The organism is Soehngenia saccharolytica DSM 12858 (genome assembly GCF_059568515.1).
Genome location: NZ_JCANTN010000016.1, coordinates 14,575 through 37,743 on the forward strand (window position 1 = coordinate 14,575; position 23,169 = coordinate 37,743).

19 protein-coding genes are annotated in these 23,169 nt (G+C 33.1%); 2 read left to right on the forward strand and 17 right to left on the reverse strand.

Features of this window, described 5'->3' with window-relative positions; genetic code table 11:
• Nucleotides 1-2 precede the first annotated feature (2 nt).
• From BO51_RS05790 to BO51_RS05820, 7 genes are all read right to left on the reverse strand, one after another.
• Nucleotides 3-968: an ABC transporter permease gene (locus tag BO51_RS05790; RefSeq protein ID WP_496484833.1), complete on the reverse strand. Its 966-nt coding sequence runs from the start codon at nucleotides 966-968 to the stop codon at nucleotides 3-5.
• Complete coding sequence (locus BO51_RS05795; RefSeq protein WP_496484835.1) at nucleotides 968-2,176, reverse strand: ABC transporter permease; 1,209 nt, start codon at nucleotides 2,174-2,176, stop codon at nucleotides 968-970. The genes BO51_RS05790 and BO51_RS05795 overlap by 1 nt, the downstream gene beginning before the upstream one ends.
• A complete protein-coding gene (locus BO51_RS05800) occupies nucleotides 2,166-3,692 on the reverse strand; it encodes an ABC transporter ATP-binding protein (RefSeq protein WP_496484885.1) in 1,527 nt (508 codons plus the stop codon). The genes BO51_RS05795 and BO51_RS05800 overlap by 11 nt, the downstream gene beginning before the upstream one ends.
• Nucleotides 3,693-3,920: 228 nt before the next feature.
• Nucleotides 3,921-5,060 (reverse strand): BMP family lipoprotein, encoded by a 1,140-nt coding sequence (locus tag BO51_RS05805; RefSeq protein ID WP_496484837.1) that lies wholly within the window; start codon nucleotides 5,058-5,060, stop codon nucleotides 3,921-3,923.
• Between the two features lie 168 nt (nucleotides 5,061-5,228).
• A complete protein-coding gene (locus BO51_RS05810; RefSeq protein ID WP_496484839.1) occupies nucleotides 5,229-5,462 on the reverse strand; it encodes a thioredoxin family protein in 234 nt (77 codons plus the stop codon).
• Between the two features lie 13 nt (nucleotides 5,463-5,475).
• A complete protein-coding gene (locus tag BO51_RS05815; protein WP_496484841.1) occupies nucleotides 5,476-6,474 on the reverse strand; it encodes a permease in 999 nt (332 codons plus the stop codon).
• Nucleotides 6,475-6,699: 225 nt separating this feature from the next.
• On the reverse strand, nucleotides 6,700-8,232 hold the full coding sequence (locus BO51_RS05820; RefSeq protein WP_496484843.1) for a hypothetical protein: 1,533 nt from the start codon (nucleotides 8,230-8,232) through the stop codon (nucleotides 6,700-6,702).
• A 151-nt stretch (nucleotides 8,233-8,383) separates the two neighbouring features.
• Between BO51_RS05820 and BO51_RS05825 the strand changes: the two genes are divergently transcribed.
• Entirely contained in the window at nucleotides 8,384-8,764 is a 381-nt protein-coding gene (locus tag BO51_RS05825; RefSeq protein ID WP_496484845.1) for an ArsR/SmtB family transcription factor, read from the forward strand.
• Between the two features lie 2 nt (nucleotides 8,765-8,766).
• On the forward strand, nucleotides 8,767-10,872 hold the full coding sequence (locus tag BO51_RS05830; RefSeq protein ID WP_496484847.1) for a heavy metal translocating P-type ATPase: 2,106 nt from the start codon (nucleotides 8,767-8,769) through the stop codon (nucleotides 10,870-10,872).
• A gap of 14 nt (nucleotides 10,873-10,886) precedes the next feature.
• Here the strand turns inward: BO51_RS05830 and BO51_RS05835 are convergent, their stop codons facing one another.
• The 10 genes from BO51_RS05835 to BO51_RS05880 all read right to left on the reverse strand — a co-directional run bounded on the left by BO51_RS05835 (nucleotide 10,887) and on the right by BO51_RS05880 (nucleotide 23,102).
• Entirely contained in the window at nucleotides 10,887-12,200 is a 1,314-nt protein-coding gene (locus tag BO51_RS05835; protein WP_496484849.1) for a hypothetical protein, read from the reverse strand.
• Nucleotides 12,184-15,117 carry an acyl-CoA dehydratase activase gene (locus BO51_RS05840; protein WP_496484851.1) on the reverse strand — a complete coding sequence of 978 codons (2,934 nt, stop codon included), beginning with the start codon at nucleotides 15,115-15,117 and terminating at the stop codon, nucleotides 12,184-12,186. The genes BO51_RS05835 and BO51_RS05840 overlap by 17 nt, the downstream gene beginning before the upstream one ends.
• Before the next feature lie 75 nt (nucleotides 15,118-15,192).
• Nucleotides 15,193-16,653 (reverse strand): IMP dehydrogenase, encoded by a 1,461-nt coding sequence (guaB, locus tag BO51_RS05845; RefSeq protein ID WP_496484853.1) that lies wholly within the window; start codon nucleotides 16,651-16,653, stop codon nucleotides 15,193-15,195.
• Between the two features lie 155 nt (nucleotides 16,654-16,808).
• Nucleotides 16,809-17,108 carry an ArsR/SmtB family transcription factor gene (locus tag BO51_RS05850; protein WP_496484855.1) on the reverse strand — a complete coding sequence of 100 codons (300 nt, stop codon included), beginning with the start codon at nucleotides 17,106-17,108 and terminating at the stop codon, nucleotides 16,809-16,811.
• A 116-nt stretch (nucleotides 17,109-17,224) separates the two neighbouring features.
• The gene (groL, locus tag BO51_RS05855; protein WP_496484857.1) at nucleotides 17,225-18,850 is read right to left on the reverse strand and encodes a chaperonin GroEL; all 1,626 of its coding nucleotides are present in this window, start codon (nucleotides 18,848-18,850) and stop codon (nucleotides 17,225-17,227) included.
• A gap of 30 nt (nucleotides 18,851-18,880) precedes the next feature.
• The gene (locus BO51_RS05860) at nucleotides 18,881-19,162 is read right to left on the reverse strand and encodes a co-chaperone GroES (protein ID WP_496484859.1); all 282 of its coding nucleotides are present in this window, start codon (nucleotides 19,160-19,162) and stop codon (nucleotides 18,881-18,883) included.
• A gap of 205 nt (nucleotides 19,163-19,367) precedes the next feature.
• On the reverse strand, nucleotides 19,368-20,048 hold the full coding sequence (locus BO51_RS05865) for a DUF554 domain-containing protein (protein ID WP_496484861.1): 681 nt from the start codon (nucleotides 20,046-20,048) through the stop codon (nucleotides 19,368-19,370).
• Between the two features lie 20 nt (nucleotides 20,049-20,068).
• On the reverse strand, nucleotides 20,069-20,950 hold the full coding sequence (locus BO51_RS05870; protein ID WP_496484863.1) for a DNA-3-methyladenine glycosylase family protein: 882 nt from the start codon (nucleotides 20,948-20,950) through the stop codon (nucleotides 20,069-20,071).
• A gap of 102 nt (nucleotides 20,951-21,052) precedes the next feature.
• The gene (locus BO51_RS05875) at nucleotides 21,053-22,318 is read right to left on the reverse strand and encodes a Glu/Leu/Phe/Val family dehydrogenase (protein WP_496484865.1); all 1,266 of its coding nucleotides are present in this window, start codon (nucleotides 22,316-22,318) and stop codon (nucleotides 21,053-21,055) included.
• 145 nt (nucleotides 22,319-22,463) lie between these two features.
• Nucleotides 22,464-23,102: a redox-sensing transcriptional repressor Rex gene (locus BO51_RS05880; protein ID WP_496484867.1), complete on the reverse strand. Its 639-nt coding sequence runs from the start codon at nucleotides 23,100-23,102 to the stop codon at nucleotides 22,464-22,466.
• Nucleotides 23,103-23,169 lie beyond the last annotated feature (67 nt).

Sequence of the window (23,169 nt, forward strand, 5' to 3'; positions counted from 1 at the left end):
TTTTATCTTTGTGCTTTATCAAATGGAATTCCTTCTGCTTTTGGTGCTCGAGAATTCTTTGATGTTAAAGCCAATACTATAATTGTTGCAACATATGGCATCATTTTATAGTAGTCAGTTGGTATATTTAAATTAGCTAAGAATGGTATCAAAGGTATAGAATAAGCTAATGTTCTCAAGAATGCGAAGAATAAAGCAGCAAACATAATTTTAATTGGCTGCCACTGGCCAAATATCATTACAGCTAATGCTAAAAATCCGAATCCTGCTACCCCATTATGGCCGTTTATATTTCCATCAGTTATTCCCACTGAGTAAAAATATCCTCCTAAGCCTCCTAATATACCGGAGATAGTAACGCCAATATATCTCATTTTAGATACATTTATGCCTACTGAATCTGCTGCATGTGGATGTTCTCCACAGGCTCTTAGCCTAAGTCCAAATTTAGTCTTATATAAAACTAGTGTTGATATGATCAAAATCAAGAATCCTATAAGCACTGTTAAATAAGTGTTTTTGAAAAACAAATCTCCAATTACTGGTATTCCACTCAAAACAGGGACTTCTCTGATAAAATATCTTACGTTTGTAGTTATTCCATCGCTGTTAAAAAACATCTTCGAAATCAACAGTATCAACGCTGGCATCATCATATTCATTGCTGTCCCAACAATTACTTGATTTGCTTTCATAGTAACTGCAGCAAAAGAAAGTAGTTGAGCAAATATAGCGCCTGCAATTGCAGCTACAATCATACCTAGTAAAAGTATCATGTTTGGTGATAGGCCTGAACCTTGTACAGCAAAAGCAAATAACGCACCTGCAAAAGCACCTGTAAGCATTGTCCCTTCGAGTCCTATATTAATTACTCCACTTCGTTCAGTAAACATTCCACCTAAAGCTACTAATAAAAGTGGTATTGATACAGGAAGCATATTTTGAACTAAATAATAAAAAGTATCCATTATTCTGCCTCCTTATTTGTATTCTTTTCAATTTCGTCATTTCCACCAGAATCTACATTTTCTGAAGATTCTCCAATCTGTGGTTCAGTAATTAAACTCTCTTTTTCCCTTCTGTTTGAAAAAATTCTACGTATCCCAGAGCTCATTATTGCTGCAAATGCTGAGAAGTAAATAATTACAGCAATAACTAAATCTATGATCTCAGGTTTATATCCAACTAAGCTTGCTAAAGTGCCGCCTCTTTGAATATATGATATAAATAAAGCTGAAAAAATAGTTCCTATTGGATGTGAGTTCCCAAGCAATGCAACTGCTATTCCGTTAAATCCATTTGCCGCAATTACATTTATTGGTTCATATGTCATACTACTTCCTGCTATTTCCGATGGTGCCAATATTGCAAATGCTCCTCCTAGGCCTGCCAATCCTCCTGCAATTACCATTGTGAGAATTATATTTCTCTTGCCGTTCATTCCAGCATATTGTGCTGCGTGTTTATTATATCCAGTTGCTTTAAGCTCATAGCCAAATGTAGTTCTTTGCAAAACTACATACAGTAATATAGCAATTAAAATTGCAAATATTACTCCAAAATTTACATTTGATCCAGCAATACCAAGTGATCTTATTTGAACTTGCTGCGGTATATATTTTGTTCTGGTCATTGATGGGATGTACATTGCTTCATTGCTTCTTATGAGCATATCCACCAAGTACATTCCTATATAGTTAGTCATGATTGAAGTGATTACTTCATTGACGTTTAACAGCGACTTGAATATTCCTGGTATAAATCCCCATAACATTCCACCTATCATTCCAGCTAATATTGCTACTATCCAGTGTATGCTAGGAGGTAAGTTAAACATGAATGCAACATAAAGCGTAAAAAACATCCCCATAGTATACTGTCCTGAAGCCCCTATGTTAAATAGCCCCATTTTAAACGCAAAAGCAACAGATAAACCTGTCATAAGAATTGGAGTTGCAAAATATAGAACATCTCCAAATCTGCCAAGCCCACCTAGAAGGACATATCTAAATCCTGCAACTGCATTGTTCGGATTTGCTAATAGCATTACAATAAATCCAAACAATAGTCCTACAACAATAGCCATCAAAGCAGAAGTAAATGATGAAAATCCTTTAATTTCACTAAATTTTTTCTTTTCATTTGTTTTTGAATTCATACCATTTTTATCCTGCATTGTATATCTCCTTTACATTGTCTCTTTTTGCACCTGACATGTATAAACCCAATTCCTCATCAGTTGTTTCTTTAGGATCTAACTGTCCTACTATCTCGCCTTCATACATTACAAGTATTCTGTCGCTAACATTTAGTACTTCATCTAATTCTAATGAAACTAATAGTACAGCCTTCCCGCTGTCTCTGCCTTCTACCAACATTTTGTGAATGTACTCAATAGCTCCAACATCTAGACCTCTAGTAGGTTGAACTGCAACTAATAATTCATGATCTTTATCCATTTCTCTAGCAATAATCGCTTTTTGCTGATTTCCTCCAGACATGCTCCTTACAACCGTAATTGGCCCCTGTCCACTTCTAATGTCAAATTTGTCAATTAATCTTAAAGCGTATTTTCTAACTTCATCAAATTTTATAAATCCTTTATTTTGAAATTGAGGCTGCCAATATCTTTGCAGTACTAGATTTTCTTCTAGAGTATAATCCAATACAAGTCCATATTTCTGCCTATCTTCTGGTATGTGGCTAATGCCTGCTATTGATCTTTGTCTTATTGAAGCTTTTGATATGTCTTTACCGCATAAATTGATTTGTCCTGATGTCATTTTTTCAAGTCCTGTTAATGCTTGAACCAACTCAGTTTGCCCATTTCCATCAATTCCAGCGATACAAACTATCTCTCCTCTTCTTACATCAAATGAGACATCTCTTACCGCATTATTTTTATGAATTTTTGAAGGAACTGTCATATTTCTAATAGAAAGTACAACCTCTCCCGGTTGGCTTTCTTTCTTATCGACTTTAAGTGAAACTTCTCTACCTACCATCATTCTCGATAGTTCTTCTTTAGTAGTATCTTTTATCTCAACTGTTCCCATGCACTTACCTTTTCTTAGTACTGTGCATCTATCTGCTACTGCCATTATTTCATTCAATTTATGTGAAATAAATAATATCGACTTTCCTTCATTTGCTAAATCTTTCATTATTTGCAATAATTCAGCTATTTCTTGAGGCGTCAACACAGCTGTCGGTTCATCAAATATCAGTATCTCATTATCGCGATAAAGCATCTTTAATATCTCTACTCTTTGCTGCATGCCAACAGATATGTCTTCTATGACAGCATCTGGATCAACTTTAAGTCCGTATCTTTGGCTTAAATCGACTACTTTTTCTCTTGCTTGATCCATATCTAGAAATCCATTTTTTGTAGGTTCTACCCCAAGTATTATGTTTTCAAGAACTGTAAAAACTTCAACTAATCTAAAATGCTGATGAACCATTCCTATTCCTAAATCGTTTGCATCATTTGGATTGTTAATCTTTACTACTTCTCCATTTTTCCTGATTTCACCTTTCTCAGGTTGATAAAGACCAAATAGAACACTCATCAAAGTTGATTTCCCAGCCCCATTTTCACCCAATAGTGCGTGTATCTCTCCTTTTTTAAGTCTTAGGGTGATATTATCATTAGCGACTATCCCAGGGAATTCTTTAGTGATATTGAGCATTTCTATTATATAGTTTTCATTTTCCACATCATTCACCCTTTGCGCAATTCATATTTTTTCTAACAACAAATAGTGCCAAATTACTTAGACGATAATCTTTAACTTATCGGGGCACTCTCAAATATTAAGTTATTTTTATCTTTTCTATTAGAAAAAACAGGGGAAAACTTTCGCCTTCCCCTTTTTCCTTACAATTGAAGCATAAAAATGTAATCAAACAATTAACTATTATCTTGTTGTTACGACTACTTTTACCAAGCCTAGACCTTGAGTTAATTCTTCTGCAGTCGCATAGCCTGTTGGATCTGCTACATCAATTGTACGAATAATTTCAATTTCATTATTCTTTAATTTTGCAAATATTGCATCATATTGTTCTTTTGTAAATTTCTCAAATCTGTCAAATGCATCTGCTTTTTCATCTCCAATTACAGTTGTTGGAAGACCAACACCGTCATTTGCTGCATTAAATACTGTTGTCTTACCTGCATAATTTTCCCAGCTATCAGTTTTGTAGATTGCTTCAAGTACGCTTTGTACTGATGCAGCTAAACCTTTTGTAGCTGATGTGATAACTGTTTCACTATCATATCTTTGGTCAACGTCAACACCTATAACTTTTCCGCCAGCTTCTTGTGCTGCTGACATAACACTCTTACCTACAGAACCACCACAAGCAAATATTACTTCTACGCCTTCTTGATACATAGTTTTAGCTGTAGCTTTGTTTGTGTCGTTTTCTTCAAAATTTCCAGTGTAGTGATAAGTAACTTTAACTGAACCATCTGGTAATCCTAATTCATTAGCAGCATATTCAGCTCCTTGTAGGAATCCATACCCAAAAGCTTGAACTGCAGGTACTGCCATTCCACCCATGAATCCTAATTTTGTCATTCCATCCATAACTGCTGCATATCCTGCTAAAAATCCTGATTGCTCTTCAGCATACATTATACTTGCTACATTTGGACCTGTTTTAAAGTCTGTGTAGTCTGCATTATGTGGTGCTCCATCAAGCAATATAAATTTAACATCTGGATATTTATCTTGTGCTTGATAAATTGGAACTTCAAACAAGAACCCTGGAGTTACAATAACTTTTGCTCCACCTTGAACTGCAAGATCGATTGCTGCTAAATAGCCTGCATCTGATGCTTCTTCAGGTTTAATGTAAGTATGTGAAATATTGTTTGCTTCTGCGAAAGCTTTTACGCCTTCCCAAGCACCTTGGTTAAATGATTTGTCATCAATATTCCCTTTATCAGTAATCAAAGCGATTTCTGCACCTTCGCTTCCACCTGAACTGCATCCAGCTAAGCTAGCAATTAACAATATCATTGACATTGCAATTACTAAAAATTTCTTCATTGGTCTATTCCCCCTTAATATTTAGATAGTGACGTCTTAGCTTTATTATATCTAAATACCAAAGCGTTTTCAAGATTTATTTAACAAGCCTTTTTGTATATATTTAACATAAATTTAAAGAAATTTTTGTTAAACTTTGATATTCTAGTCTTTTATATGATTAGAATACTATTTAGATAGAACTTCTTTTATTTCATCTTTCTTTAGAACTTTCCCCTTAGACACCACTTTCTCGTCGATAACCAGTGCAGGTGTTGTCATAACTCCGTATTTTGCAATTTCTTTGAAATCTGTTACTTTAATGATCTCTGCATTTAAACCAACCTCTTTTACTGCTTCTTTAGCATTTTCTTCTAACTCATTGCATTTCTTACATCCTGAACCCAAAATTTTAATAATCATATAAATAACCCCCCTATATAAATAAATATGATATGAAATTAAATGTGTAGCCTATGATAATTATTCCAACAGTTACTAAAGCTATAAAAAGTCCTAATAATTTCTTTTTTACTACTTTTGAAAGCATGATAATTGAAGGAAGAGATAGTGCCGTAACCGACATCATAAATGACAGAGCAGTACCCAGACCAACTCCCTTTGCAACTAACGCTTCTGCAATAGGTAAAGTGCCAAATATATCTGCATACATAGGAATCCCCACTATCGTCGCAATTAAAACAGAGTACCATTTATCCTTGCCTAAAATCGAATTTATTATATTCTCAGGAATGTAATTGTGAATTAAAGAACCGATCAGCACTCCAATTAAAACATATTTCCATACTCTGACAACAATATCTTTAACCTGTTCTTTTGAAAAGGCAATTCTATCTTTATACCCAAGTTCTTCAGCATCTTCGTCAAGTTGGTTTGTAGAGTAAACAAATTCTTCAACGTATTCTTCCATGTGAAGACTATCTATTGTTGTTCCTCCTATTACAGCTAATATAACGCCTACTACTACATATGCAATCGCAATTTTCCAATTGAAAATGCTAGCTAAAAGTATTACTGATGCTAAATCCACTAAAGGAGATGAAATTAGGAATGAAAAAGTAACTCCTAATGGCAAGCCAGCACTTGTGAATCCTATAAACAAAGGAATTGATGAGCAAGAGCAAAATGGAGTCACAGTACCTAATAATGCAGCTAAAGTATTCGCGCCAATTCCATGAAATCGCCCTAAAATCTTTTTTGTTCTTTCAGGTGGAAAATAACTTTGAACATAGGATATTAAAAATATAAGGACAGATAACAAAATAAATATTTTAATTGAATCATAAATGAAAAAATGTATGCTCGCACCAAGTCTTGAATTTATGTCTAACCCTATAACTTTTGTAACTAAATTTGCGACTATATCTGAAAGCCATTCCATTTTGAGTATTTGATTATTAATCCAGTTGAACAACTTATCCCTCCTCATATAGAAATGTATCTATACATAATATAATTCATTGTTATCATTCTGTCAAATACTATTATTTTATGAAATGCTTAATAATATAATAAATCTTCATATAAATTAATGCAAAATCACTACAGAATATCTATAAAAATTAAAAATTTTCCATATTAATTAATTGAGCGAATAAATAAATTGCACAATAAAAGCACCTAGAATAGGTGCTTTTATTTAAAATATATCCCTGATATAATCTTTTATTGTAGGTGTAATAGCTCCACCGCCTATACCTTCAACTAATGTCAACATTCTCTCAATCAACTCCGAAAAATAAGTTTTAGGATAAGCTTCTTTTATTTTTACTAGTTCTTCTTTGTATTCAGCATCTATTTTGTATTCAGATTTTGTAACATTCTCTTTTTCATCATCTAAAAACAACAATGCGTCTAAATAGCTATTATAAATATTTAGTACTTCATCTAATAAAGTAGAGTAAGGAAATACTAGCCTAAAATTTTCTATTTCACTCAACCTCATTGCTATTTCATTTTTATCCACTAGAAGAATAGTTCCGTCAGTAATAGGTCGGTTTTCATAAGCATCTTTTATCCTTAGATAGCTTAACATCTCGTTCGTAAGCGAACCATCAAATGATTTTATAAAATAATCATAATCTATTTTTAACTCTAACTTACCATCTTTCTTAGTGATCATATAACCTTTTTTTATGTTATTGGTTAAATAGTCATTCAGTTCCTTATCTTCTATGAGAGTTGTCCTTTTTTTAAGCTCATCAATCCCTATTGACTCATGATTATTAAACAAATAATCGTATTTGCGTTTGTCAGTGCCAAAAATATTTTTAGCTAGTTCAATATTTTGATTTTCAAGATCACTGTCAATCAGCATTAAATATTCACTTAATAGCTCAGAAAACTCTGTTTTTGTCATTTCATCTGCTTTGCTATATAAGTCATCAATTGTTAAAGCATTTGCGCTTATAACACTATATTTTTGATTTATGTCGTATTCTTCACTTTCTTCACTTAAATATTCTTTTCTTACAACCTTAGCCGAGTCCTTGCCATCCCACTTGTACCAAATGACTATTTTAGAATCTTCATTTTTATCCGCTTCTGGATCATAAGTACAAATGTTAAAATTCAATATTCCATCTCCATCAATATCTTTAATTTCAGAACTTCCATTTATGGAGAATAAATTAACTTTTTTAGGGTTTATAGCAGTTACAAGTTTTCCATCGTCTATAATATAGACATATATTACCGTTGTTTCATCATTAGCCAAATTGCTAATTATTATTCCTTCTTTATCATCAGATATTTTCCCTACCCGAAGTTCTATATTTTTCTTATCAAACTTTATTTCGATTTCATCTAGCAAAAAATATCCTTCTCCATCGTATGAATAGACCAATAGTTTCCCTTTGTTATCTTTACCTGATTCTTCATTGACATACATCACAATCTCATCTATGCTATCACCATCTAGATCACCAATGTCGTAATTTTCCAAGTCAACATCAAAGTTTTGATTCAATAAATTCAAGTATTTTTCTATTATTTTTTTGGTTTCCTCTTGATTTAAGCTTTCTTTTGCAAGAGGTAAATCTATCTCCTTAGGTAATATTTTGTTTAATATATATTTATTATCAGTGTCTTCACTACTGTTTAATGGTTGGCAGGCTGTTAAAATCATTGATGTTGACACTAATAAGCACAAAAATAAACTAATCTTTTTCATCTCTGAATCTCCTTTCATTGATATTATACCTTTATAAAATTAAAAATGTGTAACAATTAAGTTACAAATAATGCTTGAATAATATTTTTGTTTGAGTTATATTATATATGAACATATGAATATACATTCATATATGATTGGAGGTTATAAAATGATTAATGAAAAAAATAGTATTCCTCTATGTGAATCAAATTGCATTCATGAAGATGTTGTAAATAGAGTTAAAGAAAATCTGCCTGACGATGAACTTTTAGGCGAGGCTGCGGATTTCTTCAAAGTTTTTGGCGACAAGACGAGAATAAAAATACTTCTAGCACTTCTAGATTCTGAGATGTGCGTCTGTGATATAGCTTGTTTACTGGATATGAGCCAATCAGCTATTTCACATCAGTTAAGAGTATTAAAAAACAGTAATCTTGTAAAGAACAGAAAAGATGGCAAAGTTGTATATTATTCACTTGACGATGAGCATGTCAAAGAAATAATAGGCCAAGGTATTGTCCATATAAGACATAAAAACAGAGGTGAATGACAATGGAAAATAGAATATTTGTTTTAGAAGGATTAGATTGCGCAAATTGTGCGCAAAAAATTGAAGACAGAGTTAATAAAATTAATGGAGTAAAAAAAGCTACTTTGAATTTCATAAATAAAAAGCTAATAGTAGAATTTAGCGTTGAACAAAATGAAGAATTGATCAATCAAATAAAAAGTACAATTACATCTATAGAACCCGATGTTAAAATAATTGAATTTAATGATAACACAACTAAGATTAAAGACGATAAGTATGATGAAAGTAACAAAACTCTAAAAAGATTATTCATAAGCCTTCTATTTTTTATTTTAGGCATTACATTGCCTTTTAACGAGTATCTAAAGTATCCGTTCTTCTTAGCAAGCTACTTAATAGCTGGAATAGGAGTTTTAAAAGCTTCACTAAATAATATAAAAGCTGGAGAAGTATTTGATGAAAACTTTTTAATGTCAGTTGCAACACTAGGAGCTATAGCAATCGGTCAATTTGAAGAGGCAATTGCAGTTATGATATTTTATGAAATCGGAGAATACTTCCAATCAAAAGCAGTAAATCAATCTCGAAAATCAATAGCAAAATTGATGGATATCAGACCAGATTATGCAAATTTAATTGAAAATGAAGATTTTGTAAAAGTGAATCCAAAGGATGTTAAAATTGGGGATTATATACTGATAAAGCCTGGAGAAAAAGTTCCATTGGATAGCATCATAATAGATGGTGAATCATCAATGGATACAAAAGCACTAACTGGCGAATCAATGCCCAAAGATGTAAAAACCGGAGATGAAATATTAGGAGGATATATCAATCTTCAAGGACTCTTAAAGGCTAAAGTAGAAAAAGAATATAAGGAATCTTCAGTTTCAAAAATATTAAAGCTTGTTGAAGAAGCAAGTGAAAAAAAAGCTCCAACTGAAAATTTTATAACTGTTTTTTCTAAATACTACACACCAGTTGTGGTTTTTCTTGCGATAGGCCTTGCCATCATACCACCGCTGTTTATAGAAGGAGCTCTCTTTAAAGATTGGATTTATAGAGCATTAGTCTTTCTAGTTGTATCATGTCCATGTGCTCTAGTAATATCTATACCACTAGGTTTTTTTGCTGGAATAGGTAAAGCTTCTAAAAATGGGATACTTATAAAGGGAGGTAATTTTTTAGAAGCTTTAAATTTCGTAGATACTGTTGTATTTGATAAAACCGGAACACTAACCGAGGGTGTTTTCAAAGTTTCGGATGTATTCACAGTCGGAAATTACTCAATTGATGAAATATTATATTTTGCAGCATATGCAGAGTATAATTCAAATCATCCAATAGCAAAATCAATTATTGAACATTATAAAAAAGAAATAAATTTATCATCAATCGAAGAATTTAAGGAATATGCTGGAAATGGAATTGAAGCTACGGTAAATAACAGTAAAATACTTTTAGGTAAAATTGATTTCCTAAAGTCAAAAGAAATAGAAATAGATGAAAAATACCAAAATAGCGATAGTATATATATAGCTATTGATGGTAATTTTGAAGGATATATTGTGATTACAGATAAAATAAAAGACGATGCAAAATATACAATCGACACATTGAAAAAAAATGGCATTAAAAACATAGTAATGCTCACTGGCGATAACGAAAAAACTGCTAGCAAAATAGCATTTGATCTTGGAATAGATTCATACTATGCAAATTTATTGCCTGATGATAAAGTTGATATTGCCGAAAAGTTGATGAATAGAAAATCTACAAAAAACTCTAAAATGGTATTTGTCGGAGATGGAATAAACGACGCCCCAGTCTTATCTATAGCAGACGTAGGGATTGCAATGGGTGGATTAGGCTCAGATGCAGCTATTGAAGCTTCAGATATTGTGCTTATGACCGACGAATTAAAAAAGCTAATTGAATTATTTCAAATATCTTCACAGACAAGAAAAATAGTATACGAAAATATCTATTTATCACTCTCAATTAAGTTCTTAGTTTTAATATTAGGCGCTTTTGGTATTACTACAATGTGGCATGCAGTATTTGCAGATGTAGGGGTTACTATTTTAGCAGTAGCTAATTCAATGAGGTTATTAAAAAATAAATGATGCCTAGGCATCATTTATTTTTTAAAAGCTAACTCCTCTTCATCTTCAATTGTATTTAAGATAGAAGAATCAAAACCATTTATTTTCTCTTTCGCAACTGAAAGCATCAGCTTTATTCTATTCTCTTGATTTACTATTGTAGCACTCGGATCATAATCTATCGGGACAATATTCGCATCCGGGTACTTCTTCTTTATATTCGCAATTACTCCTTTTCCAACTATGTGATTAGGTAAACATCCAAAAGGTTGTGCGACTACAATATTTTGATATCCTAAATTTATAAGTTCCACCATCTCGGCAGGAAGAAGCCATCCCTCGCCCATTTTACATCCTAATCCTATGATGCCATCTACAAGCTCTCTTGTATGATTAAACGATGAAGGCACAACAAATTTTCCGCTTGCTCTGACAGCATTGCTAGTAGCCAGTTCCACTTTTGATAAATAATCATTTACCATCTTCATCAAGCGGCTTTTAAATCGACCATTGCCGTATAATTTATAGTCTATAACTCCATTTTCAACGCAGTACATCAAAAATCCCATCAAACTTGGTACCATAACTTCACAGTCTTCTTCATGAAGAAAGTCTTCAAGCCTATTGTTTCCTAGACTTGAAAATTTGACATATATCTCTCCAACTATGCCAACTTTTATCTTTTTGGTTTTATTAATTGGTATCTTTGCAAAGGAATCAACGATTTCTTCAGAAACTTTTCTAATGCTTTTAACACCTACTGCCTCATTTCTTTCAAAACGACTGCCAATCTCTTCAATCCAGCCTTGCACTAATGCTTCACTCTGTCCAACATTTAATTCGTATGGTTTTACTTGATTGTTTAAAAGCATCAATAAATCGCCGTACGCTACTGCAGCTACTAACTGCATTAACATTTTGTAAGTGATTTTAAATCCACTATTTTTTTCAAGTCCTCCAGCGTTTAATGATATAACTGGAATATGTTCATAACCAGACTTTTTTAAGGCTTTCCTTAATAAGTGAATGTAGTTGGATGCTCTACATCCGCCTCCTGTCTGCGTTATCATTAGAGCAACTTTATTTGTATCGTATTTCCCTGAATTTAAAGCATCCAACATTTGTCCAATGACTAGCAAAGCAGGGTAACAAGTATCATTGTGAACTGTCCTTAGACCTTCATCAACTACATTTGGTCCTTCATTCCTCAAGACAACTAAATTGTAACCTTGAAGCCTGAATATTTTTTCTAGAATTCCAAAATGTATTGGTGCCATGTTTGGACACAATATTGTGAAATCCTTTTTCATTTCTTTTGTAAATTCAACTCTATCATATTTCCTGCTCAACTTGTTCACCCTCTTTTGCCCTTTGATCTAGTGCAGCTAATAAGCTTCTAACTCTTATTTTTACTGCTCCAAGATTAGTTATCTCATCTATCTTTATTTGTGTGTAAATTTTGCCGTTTTCTTGCAATATTTCTTTTACTTCATCACTTGTTATAGCATCTAATCCACAACCAAATGATACTAACTGAATAAGTTCAACATTGTCATAATTGGAAATCAGTTGAGCTGTTGTGTAAAGCCTTGAATGATATGTCCATTGATTTAATACATTTGTCTCAACTTTCTTCCCTAGATGTGCTATAGAATCCTCTGATAAAACTATAACACCAAGCTCAGTAAGCAGCTTGTCAATTCCATGATTTACTTCAGGGTCTAAATGATAAGGTCTGCCTGCAAGTACAATAGCTCTTTTATTTAATCTCATCGATAAATCAAGAAATTCTTCGCCTTTTTTTCTTATCCTATTGAGATAGAGTTTATATTCTCTCATTCCACATTCCACCGCAAATCTAATTTGTTGCTGATTGATGTCGTTAAAATGTTTGTTTAATGCTTTATAAAGTCCTTTTATGAGAGATGTCTTATTGTGAAGCCCAATATAGTCATTAATAAGAATGACATCTTTTGTCCTCTCTACATTTGCTGCTATTACTTCAGGATAATATGCAACTACTGGACAGTTAAAATGATTATCACCCTTTTTTTCATTAAAATTATATGTCAAGCAAGGGTAAAATATTACATCTATACCTTCATCTAGCAAATATTCAATATGTCCATGCACAAGCTTTGCAGGGAAGCAAACTGTATCTGATGGTATAGTGTGCTGTCCATTAGTATAGAGTTCTCTGTTAGAAAAAGGAGAAGTTACTACTTCAAAGCCTAACATTGTAAATATCGTATGCCATAATGGAAGCAACTCATAGTTGTTTAAAGCTAAAGGTAATCCTATCTTGCCTCTTTTACCTGGAATAGGTTTATAACTTTCTAATAATTTCCTTTTTTCATCGTACATATTGTACTTTTCTTCTTTTGTCTTGCCTTTTATTGGTCTTTCGCATCTATTTCCGCCAATAAATTTACGATTATCTCCAAATGTGTTTATAGTTAGAGTGCAATTGTTTTCGCACAAGCCACATATGACACTTTTTACTTTGTGTTCAAAATTCAATAACCCTTCTAAATCTATTGTACTTGTTTTTCCTTTTACACTGTATTTTGCATACAGGCTTGCACCATATGCACCCATCAAACCTGATATATTAGGTCTAATTACATCTTTACCAAGCTCGTCTTCAAAAGCTTTCAAGACTGAATCATTATAGAACGTACCACCTTGTACTACAATGTTGTCTCCAAGATCATCAGCATTTGATGCTCTTATTACTTTGTACAAAGCATTTTTAATAACGCTGATAGAAAGTCCTGCGGATATGTCTGCTATTGTAGCACCATCTTTTTGGGCTTGTTTAACTGATGAATTCATAAAAACAGTACACCTTGACCCTAAATCTACTGGATTTTGTGAATATATTCCTAACCTTGCAAAATCAGCAATATCATAACCTAATGCTTGAGCAAAAGTCTGTAAAAAAGATCCACAACCTGAAGAGCAAGCTTCATTAAGAAATATATTGTCTATTAACCCCTCTTTTATTTTAAAGCACTTTATGTCTTGCCCACCTATGTCGATTATAAAATCAACATTTGGTTTATATTTTTTAGCAGCTGTGTAATGAGCGATAGTTTCAACAATGCCTAAATCAATAGAAAATGCATTTTTTATGAGCTCTTCCCCATATCCAGTAACTGCAGATCCTAGTATTTCAATCTGCGGATACTTAGTCATGAAATCAATCAAAAATTCTCTAAGAATTGGTACAGGATTTCCCTCATTTTGTGAATACATACTATCTAATATCGTTTCATCCTCTGCCATAATACATGCTTTAATAGTTGTGGAACCTGCATCTATCCCTAGATAAGCTCCTTTAGTGTAATTTTTAGGATCAGTGTAATCGACTTTGTCTTTGTCGTGTCTTAGTTTGAATTCATTGTATTCTTCTTCAGAGTTAAACAACCTCTTTGCACCACTTGCCCGAGTAGTGAATTTAACATTTCTTATCTTGGAAATCAACTCATCTAATGAAATCAGAGCACTCTCCGAACTGTAAGCTGCTCCCAATGCAACAAAGTACAGTGAATTTTCAGGACAAATCCCTATCAATCCCAATGTTTCATCAAATCTCTTTCGAAGCTCAGAGAAAAATGTAAGAGGGCCACCCAAATAAACCACTTTCCCTTTAATAGGTCTGCCTTGTGCTAATCCTCCAATTGTTTGGTTTACAACAGCTTGAAATATACTACATGATATGTCGTTTTTGCTTGCCCCTTGATTTAAAAGAGGTTGTATGTCTGATTTTGCAAATACTCCACATCTTGAAGCTATCGTGTATATCTTATTGTATGATTTTGCTAAATCATTCATTTGAGTCAGAGTAATTCCCATCAATGTAGCCATTTGATCTATGAAAGCTCCTGTACCGCCAGCACAAGAACCGTTCATTCGCACTTCCATTCCATTTGACAAAAACAGTATTTTTGCATCCTCACCACCAAGCTCTATAACTACATCAGGATTTTCAATCTCTTTCATTACAGCTAATCTCGTGGCATAAACCTCTTGAATGAATGGAATGTCTAGTCTTTGCGCCAATCCCATGCCTGCAGAGCCTGATATAGCTATCGAGGCTCTGTTTATATCTGGAAATTCACTTTTTAATTGTTCCAATAAGGAAACTGTCTTTTCGTTTATCTGAGAATAATGCCTTTCGTATGAATGAAAAATCATTTTATTCCTATCGTCTAATACTACGCATTTTAACGTTGTCGAACCAACATCTATGCCAATTTTCATTGTAATCACCTTATTTTTGTAATTTATACAATTATTGTACTACAATTGTATAAATTTGTATAGTTTCATATAATTCTAATACTTTTGCCCTCTTTGATAATTTGGGGCTTCTTTTGTTATACTTATGTTATGTGGATGGTTTTCAATGAGTGTCGCAGAAGAAATTTTGATCATCTTTGATTTCAACCTTAATTCCTCTAAGTTCCTTGCGCCAACATATCCCATTCCTGATTTTAATCCACCAATTAGTTGATATATTACATCAGATAGCGCTCCTTTATAATCAACTCTTCCTTCGACTCCTTCAGGAACATATTTTTTAGTCTCTGTCTGGAAATATCTGTCGCTACTTCCAGAGTCCATAGCACCCATCGAGCCCATTCCTCTGTACTCTTTATATCTTCTTCCTTCATATAGAACTTCTTCACCTGGGCTTTCATCAGTGCCTGCAAATAAAGATCCAGCCATAACCACACTTGCTCCAGCAGCTAAAGCTTTTGTTATATCTCCTGAATATTTTATCCCGCCATCTGCAATGACAGGAATATTATAGTCATTTGCCGCTTTTGCACAATTTATTATCGCAGTGATTTGTGGAACTCCGACGCCTGTTACTACCCTAGTTGTGCAGATAGATCCAGGCCCAATCCCTACTTTTACAGCATCAGCGCCTGCTTTTATCAAGTCTACAGTTGCCTCCGCTGTTGCTACATTCCCAGCTATCACTTGCAAATCTGGATATTCTCTCTTAATTTTAGCCACTGCATCTAATACATTTTTTGAATGTCCATGGGCTGTGTCAAGAACAATAACATCTACTTTGCTTTTTATAAGAGCCGCTACTCTCTCCATCATATCTGAAGTTACACCAACTGCAGCACCTGCTAATAATCTTCCATTCGCATCTTTAGCAGAGTTTGGAAATTCTATGGATTTCTCAATGTCTTTTATAGTAATCAACCCTGTTAATTTAAAATCATCATCCACTATTGGAAGTTTTTCAATTTTGTATTTTTTCATTATCTCTAATGCTTCGTCCATAGTTACAGAGTTGTTTGCAGTAATCAAATTGTCTTTTGTCATTACTTCGTCTATTCTCTTACTTGTATCTCTCTCAAATCTAATATCTCTATTGGTTAATATGCCAACTAATTTGTGATTCTCGTCAACAATCGGAACACCAGATATTCTATAACGCTCCATCAATTCCAAAGCATCAGAAATTAAATGATCTTTAGATAAATAGAATGGATCTGTAATTATCCCATGCTCTGACCTTTTAACTTTGTCTACTTCCAAGGCTTGCCTATCTATACTCATGTTTTTATGGATAATTCCTATACCGCCCTCTCTAGCCATAGCTATAGCCATTCTAGCTTCAGTTACTGTATCCATTCCTGCACTCATCAACGGAATGTTCAAAGTAATAGATTTCGTTAAATTAGTTTTGACATTTGTATCTCTAGGAAGTATCTCAGATTTCCCTGGAAGCAATAGCACATCGTCAAAAGTTAAACCCTCTCCAATAAATTCCAATTTAATAATCCCTCCAATAAACTATTTAAGTTTTTCTTTCTAATTTAACAACTTCAATTTTGTTTGTCAAGCATATTAAAATATTGTTCTTTGCGATTAATCAAAAAAGATTAGCAGATGCTAATCTTAATAAAATAATTATGAAATTAACAAAGTCATTTAATCATTCTCTTGCATATGCAATCGTCTTTAGGATTTGTGATATATGTTATGTAGTTTATTATTTCATTGACTGAATCCTTATTAATTGAGTAATTCATCCATTTCCCGTCTTTCTTAACATCGACAAGTCCAGAGCTTGTTAGAATTTTCATATGGTGAGAAATTGTCGGTTGCGTCAAATCAAGTCTTTTCATTATCTCACAAGCACACATAGGTCCACATGACAACATATCCAATATTTGAAGTCTGCTGCTATCAGCTAATGCTTTTAAAAGTTCTACTTCCCTTTCCACACAATCACCCCATATTATCTTTGTTAAAATCATAACCTACTTTAAGTTCATTGTCAACCTACCCTAATATTAATGAAGTACACAAAAAGGCCACCTATCAAGGTGACCTTTTTAAATTACATCATTCCGTCCATTCCACCCATGCCCATTGGTGGCATTGTTTCTGGTTTTGGCATTTCAGCTACAGCTGCTTCAGTTGTGAGTATCATAGAAGCAACACTTGCAGCATTTTGTAAAGCTGATCTAGTAACTTTAGTTGGATCAACTATTCCTCTTTGAAGCATATTTGTATACTCTTCTTTCAATGCATCAAATCCAATTCCAGGTTCAGATTCTTTTACCTTTTCAACTATAATAGAACCTTCTAATCCAGCATTTGTAGCAATTTGTCTTACAGGTTCTTCTAGTGCTCTAAGGATTATCTTAACTCCTGTTCTTTCGTCGCCTTCTGTTGAGTCTAACAATTCTGCTACTTTTGGAATTACGTCTACAAGGACAGTTCCTCCTCCTGGTACAATTCCTTCTTCAACTGCTGCTCTTGTAGCTGCTAATGCATCTTCTATTCTCAATTTTCTTTCTTTTAATTCAGTTTCTGTTGCAGCACCAACTTGAATTACTGCAACTCCTCCAGCTAATTTAGCTAATCTTTCTTGAAGTTTTTCTTTGTCAAATTCAGATTCAGTAGTTTCAAGCTGACTTCTTATTTGTTTTATCCTGTTTTGAATTTCTTCAGGATTTCCTTCTCCATTTACTATAACTGTATTCTCTTTATCTACTTTAACTTTTCCAGCTCTACCAAGCATCTCAATTGTAGCTTCTTTTAAGTCATAGCCAAGTTCTTCTGAAATAACTGTTCCACCAGTTAATACTGCTATATCTTGGAGCATTTCTTTTCTTCTATCTCCAAATCCTGGAGCTTTAACTGCTACACAGTTAAATGTTCCTCTCAATTTATTTACTACCAATGTAGCCATTGCTTCGCCTTCAACATCTTCAGCGATAATCACAAGTGGTCTACTCAATTGTACTATTTTTTCTAGTATTGGCAATATTTCTTGTATGCTTGATATTTTTTTGTCTGTGATCAAAATATATGGATTTTCATATTCAGCTATCATTTTTTCTGTGTCAGTTACCATGTAAGCTGAAACATATCCTCTGTCAAATTGCATACCTTCTACTACTTCAAGAGTAGTTCCCATAGATTTAGATTCTTCTACAGTGATTACGCCGTCATTGCCTACTTTTTCCATAGCGTCTGCTATCAGTTGTCCTATTTCTTCATCAGCGGCTGAAATCGATGCAACTTGTGCAATTGCTTCTTTTGATTCGATTGGAACGGAATAGCTTCTTATCCCTTCTACAGCCTTTTCTACTGCTTTTCTAATTCCCTTTTGAATGATCATTGGGTTAGCTCCAGCTGCAACGTTCTTCAATCCTTCTCTTATTATAGCTTGTGCTAGCAATGTAGCTGTTGTTGTACCATCTCCAGCAACATCATTAGTCTTTGTTGCAACTTCTTTAACTAATTGTGCTCCCATGTTTTCAAATTTATCTTCTAATTCAATTTCTCTTGCGATTGTAACGCCATCATTTGTTATTACTGGTGAACCATAGCTTTTTTCTAATACTACGTTTCTTCCTTTAGGTCCAAGTGTTACTTTTACTGTATCAGCAAGTTTATTGATTCCGATTTCCATTGCTTTTCTTGCATTTTCATTGAATTTAACCTCTTTTGCCATCTCCAACACTCCTTTGTAGTAAATTTTTTATTATTCAACCACAGCCAATATATCAGATAATTTTAGAATAGTTAATTCTTGTCCATCTAATTTTACTTCTGTTCCAGCATATTTTGAGAATATTACTTTGTCCCCTACTTTTATTTGATCTTTTTTCTTTTCATCGTTTAATATATCTGCACCTACAGCAACTACTTCTGCCATTGATGGTTCTTCTTTTGCAGTTGATGGTAAAACTATACCGCTCTTTGTTCTTTCCTCAGCTTCAATCTTTTTAATTATAACTCTGTCTCCAAGTGGTTTTAAACTCATCTTTACTCCTCCTCCATCATATTTTTCGTGCTCATATTGTTAGCACTCACATTAATTGAGTGCTAACATCTAATACAATAATAACTATATTTAAATAGCTAATCAAGTATGTATTTTAGGGTTTTTTGAGCGTTTTTCCGCTATTTCCTCGTTATTTCTTTAAATATCTAGTTTTTGCTTTAATTTTCTTAATTTCTCATAAAAGCTATAAGGATAGCAAGATATAATATATGGGAGGCACTATTATTGCAGGCAGCATATTAGCAATTTTAATTTCTTTTAGACCTAATAAGTTTATTCCTATTGCCATGATTAAAATTCCACCAACTGAAGAAATCTCATTGATGACTATTGTAGTCAATATAGAGCTTACAGAACTTGCAAACAGTGTAATTATGCCTTGATACAAAAATACTGCTACACTTGAAAACATTACGCCAATGCCTAATGTAGAAGCAAATACAATTGCTGTGATTCCATCAAGAACAGCTTTGGCATATAGAGTTTCATGGTTTCCTGACAAACCGGATTGTATTGAGCCGACTATTGCCATTGCTCCCACACAATAGACTAAAGATGCAGTCACAAATCCTTTAGAAAAATTTCCTTCTTCATTTTTAAACTTTGATTGCAACCTATCTCCAAGGTTATTTAGTCTTTTATTTACGTCGATCAGCTCACCAATAATACTACCTATAACAATACTAATTATCACAACTACAAGATTTTCAAACTCCAATGCGTTTGAAATTCCAATAACCAAGACACTTATGCCGATGCCATCCATTATTGTGTTTTTATAGTCCTCTTTAATTCCTTTTTTCAGCAATATTCCTATAATTGAACCAATGATTATAGTTATAGAATTTACAATAGTTCCAAGCATATTATACCTCCATATTATGTTTATTTTCCAATGCCCAATTCCCTTGCATAATAGAATAGGTACTGTTGTGCATAGCCACATATGTCCCCAAATAATTCATTTTTAGCTTCTTCTATGTCTTTTTTTGTGGCATCATCACCTAAATATAGTGTTTTCATAACTCTGTTAACCCAGACATCTATCGGAAAAGCTTCTTGCTTTTTATATGCGAAAAGCAATATACAATCGCTTACTTTTGGTCCAACACCTGGTAATTTCATCAATTCTTTCTTAGCGATCTCATATGGCAAATTCCAAATTTCATTCAAATCAAATTCTCCACTAGCTATTTTCTTAGAAGTTTCTAATATATATTTTGCGCGAAATCCGACTTTATATTTTTCTTTAATGTATTCTTCACTTAATCCAGCTATGGTCAAAGCATCTGGAAAGCTGTAATAATCGGCTCCGTTGAAACTGCCAATAAAAGTCCCGAGGTCATTTGCTATTAATTCAACTGATTTTTTTATGCGAGGTATTTGATTGTTGGATGATATGATGAAAGATATCGTAGTTTCAAATGGATCCTGATTCAACAATCTCATTCCACTTCCAAATTCTATCGCTTTTAATAAATGTTCATCATGTGATAAATTGTTCTTTATAGTAGAATAATCTCTGTCTAAGTCAAAATATGAATGCCAAAAGTTTATCCACTCATCGTAATCCGTATTTTTTACAACTACTATATCTTCAATTTTCTTTATATTAATTAATTTATTTTTTGCTATGACTGTATAGCTTAAATCTTCTTCTCTCTTCCACCTAAATGATTGTCCACATTCAAATATATGCTTAGGATCAAAGTCTTCTAATCCTGTTATGAATAAGCTGTTTACTCCTTCTTCTATTTTGTAATTCATTATATGACTCCTTTACATTTTTATATACATTATACTATAATAAAAAAATTATAAATAAAAAAACTAGTCTTTCGACTAGTTTTTTTGTTGATACAAATTTTATTAATACCAACCTCTTAATTTCATTACATCAGAAACTTTCTTTACTGAATGCATATATGCAGCTTTTCTCATTGGTACATTGTACTCTTCTTTAATTTTCCAAATTGCATTGAAAGCATTTACCATTGCTATTTCTTCTTTTTCTTCTACTTCTTTTTCGCTCCAATAATATCCATAAAGATTTTGAACCCATTCAAAGTATGATACTGTAACCCCACCAGCATTAGTAAGTATATCTGGTGTTACTATAATTCCGTTGTTGTTTAATATTTCATCTGCTTCTGGTGTTATTGGCCCATTAGCTGCTTCACAAACTAGTTTTGCTTTAATTTTTGGTGCAATATCAGCTGTTATAGCATTTTCCAAAGCTGCTGGAATCATTATGTCCACATTTAATCCCCAGAATTCATCTAAAGTAATTATTTTAGCTTTTGGATAATTTACTAAGTTCTTATGTTCTGAAACATAGTCTTGCATGTCTTTGAAATCAAGACCTTCTTCATTGTATATAGCATAAGTCCCAACTTCTTTTGCCCATTCAGCTACAGCAACTATCTTAGCTCCAAGTTTTTGGACATTTTTAACAGTGTAACTTCCAACATTTCCAAAACCTTGAACTGCAGCAGTTGATTTGGCCATGTCTATGCCTAACTTAGCTATTGCTTCTCTTGCTACTACAGCTACACCAAAGCCTGTAGCTTCGTTTCTGCCCAATGAACCGCCCCATTCTACAGGTTTTCCTGTAAATACTCCTAAAGACATATTTCCAGTTAATTTGACGTATTCATCTACCATCCAAGCCATAATCTGTCCATTTGTATTAACATCTGGAGCAGGTATATCTATTTTTTCACCTAAGTACTTATACAAACCTTGTACGTATCCTCTTGATAGTCTCTCTAATTCACCTTTTGACAAAGTAGAAGGATCTACGCATATACCGCCTTTTCCTCCACCATATGGTATTCCTGTTACACAACATTTAAATGTCATCCATACGCTAAGGGCTTTTACTTCATCTGGATTTACATTTGGATGAAATCTCACTCCACCTTTTCCAGGTCCTATTGCATCAGAATGCATTGATCGATAGCCTTTAAATACTTTTACTGTTCCATCATCCATTTTAACTGGAATAGAAATTTCAATAAATCTCTTAGGCTCCTTTAGTAGTTCATAAACAGATGCCTCAAGACCTAAAGCTTCGCAAGCCTCCTTAACTTGTTTTTGTGCACTTTCTAATGGGTTTAAAATTTCCTTTGACACGGTAATATTACCTCCTTTAATTGCGTGAAAACATTTTCACACATATTGCACTAACAATGATTAAATTATATCATACAGAAATTAGTATATCAATAAAGAAAACTGTCTATTATTATTTGAATAGCCAGTTTTCTTTATAAAATTTCTATTGCTCGTTCATTGCTCTTAAAAAATAAGATAAAATGAATAGGCTTTCGTTTAGTCTAACATGTTCAACAACTACATTATCAGGTACAACTAGATCTGTTGGTGCAAAATTCCAAATTCCCTTTATCCCATTTTGAACATAAATATCAGCGACACTTTGAGCGCTTTCCTTAGGTGTTGTTATTATGCCAATTTGAACATTGTTTTCTTTTATAAATGAATCTATAGTTTCTATATCTCTAATCTCAATATCTCTAATTTTTAATCCAATAACTTTTGGGTTTCTATCAAATAGAGACAATACTTTAAATCCCGCATCTTCAAATCCCTTGTAATTGGCTATAGCTTGGCCTAAATTTCCAGCTCCAACTATGACAGCATTGTAATTTGTATCTAATCCTAATATTTTCTTAAGTTCTCTATGAAGATCTTCAACATTATATCCATAACCTTGTTGTCCAAAACCTCCAAAGTTGTTAAAATCCTGCCTTATCTGAGAAGCAGTAAATCCGGTGAGTACGCTTAACTCTTGAGATGAAATTCTGCTAATCCCTTTTTCTTTTAATTCGGTTAAATATCTATAGTATTTTGGGAGTCTTCTTATGACTGTTATGGACACTTGATTATCCTTTGCCACTAAATTCACCACCTCTTTTTTAATGCAATAATTATATCATTATTAAAAAAGAGTGTCAATTTTTTCA

Coding starts and splice junctions, on each gene's coding strand:
- BO51_RS05820 (WP_496484843.1), bottom strand. CDS start 8,232: ATGAAAAAGATTAGTTTATTTTTGTGCTTATTAGTGTCAACATCAATG.
- BO51_RS05840 (WP_496484851.1), bottom strand. CDS start 15,117: ATGAAAATTGGCATAGATGTTGGTTCGACAACGTTAAAATGCGTAGTA.
- BO51_RS05805 (WP_496484837.1), bottom strand. CDS start 5,060: ATGAAGAAATTTTTAGTAATTGCAATGTCAATGATATTGTTAATTGCT.
- BO51_RS05860 (WP_496484859.1), bottom strand. CDS start 19,162: ATGAGTTTAAAACCACTTGGAGACAGAGTTATAATTAAAAAGATTGAA.
- BO51_RS05865 (WP_496484861.1), bottom strand. CDS start 20,048: ATGCTTGGAACTATTGTAAATTCTATAACTATAATCATTGGTTCAATT.
- groL (WP_496484857.1), bottom strand. CDS start 18,850: ATGGCAAAAGAGGTTAAATTCAATGAAAATGCAAGAAAAGCAATGGAA.
- BO51_RS05795 (WP_496484835.1), bottom strand. CDS start 2,176: ATGCAGGATAAAAATGGTATGAATTCAAAAACAAATGAAAAGAAAAAA.
- BO51_RS05825 (WP_496484845.1), top strand. CDS start 8,384: ATGATTAATGAAAAAAATAGTATTCCTCTATGTGAATCAAATTGCATT.
- BO51_RS05870 (WP_496484863.1), bottom strand. CDS start 20,950: ATGAATTACAAAATAGAAGAAGGAGTAAACAGCTTATTCATAACAGGA.
- BO51_RS05810 (WP_496484839.1), bottom strand. CDS start 5,462: ATGATTATTAAAATTTTGGGTTCAGGATGTAAGAAATGCAATGAGTTA.
- BO51_RS05830 (WP_496484847.1), top strand. CDS start 8,767: ATGGAAAATAGAATATTTGTTTTAGAAGGATTAGATTGCGCAAATTGT.
- BO51_RS05790 (WP_496484833.1), bottom strand. CDS start 968: ATGGATACTTTTTATTATTTAGTTCAAAATATGCTTCCTGTATCAATA.
- BO51_RS05800 (WP_496484885.1), bottom strand. CDS start 3,692: ATGCTCAATATCACTAAAGAATTCCCTGGGATAGTCGCTAATGATAAT.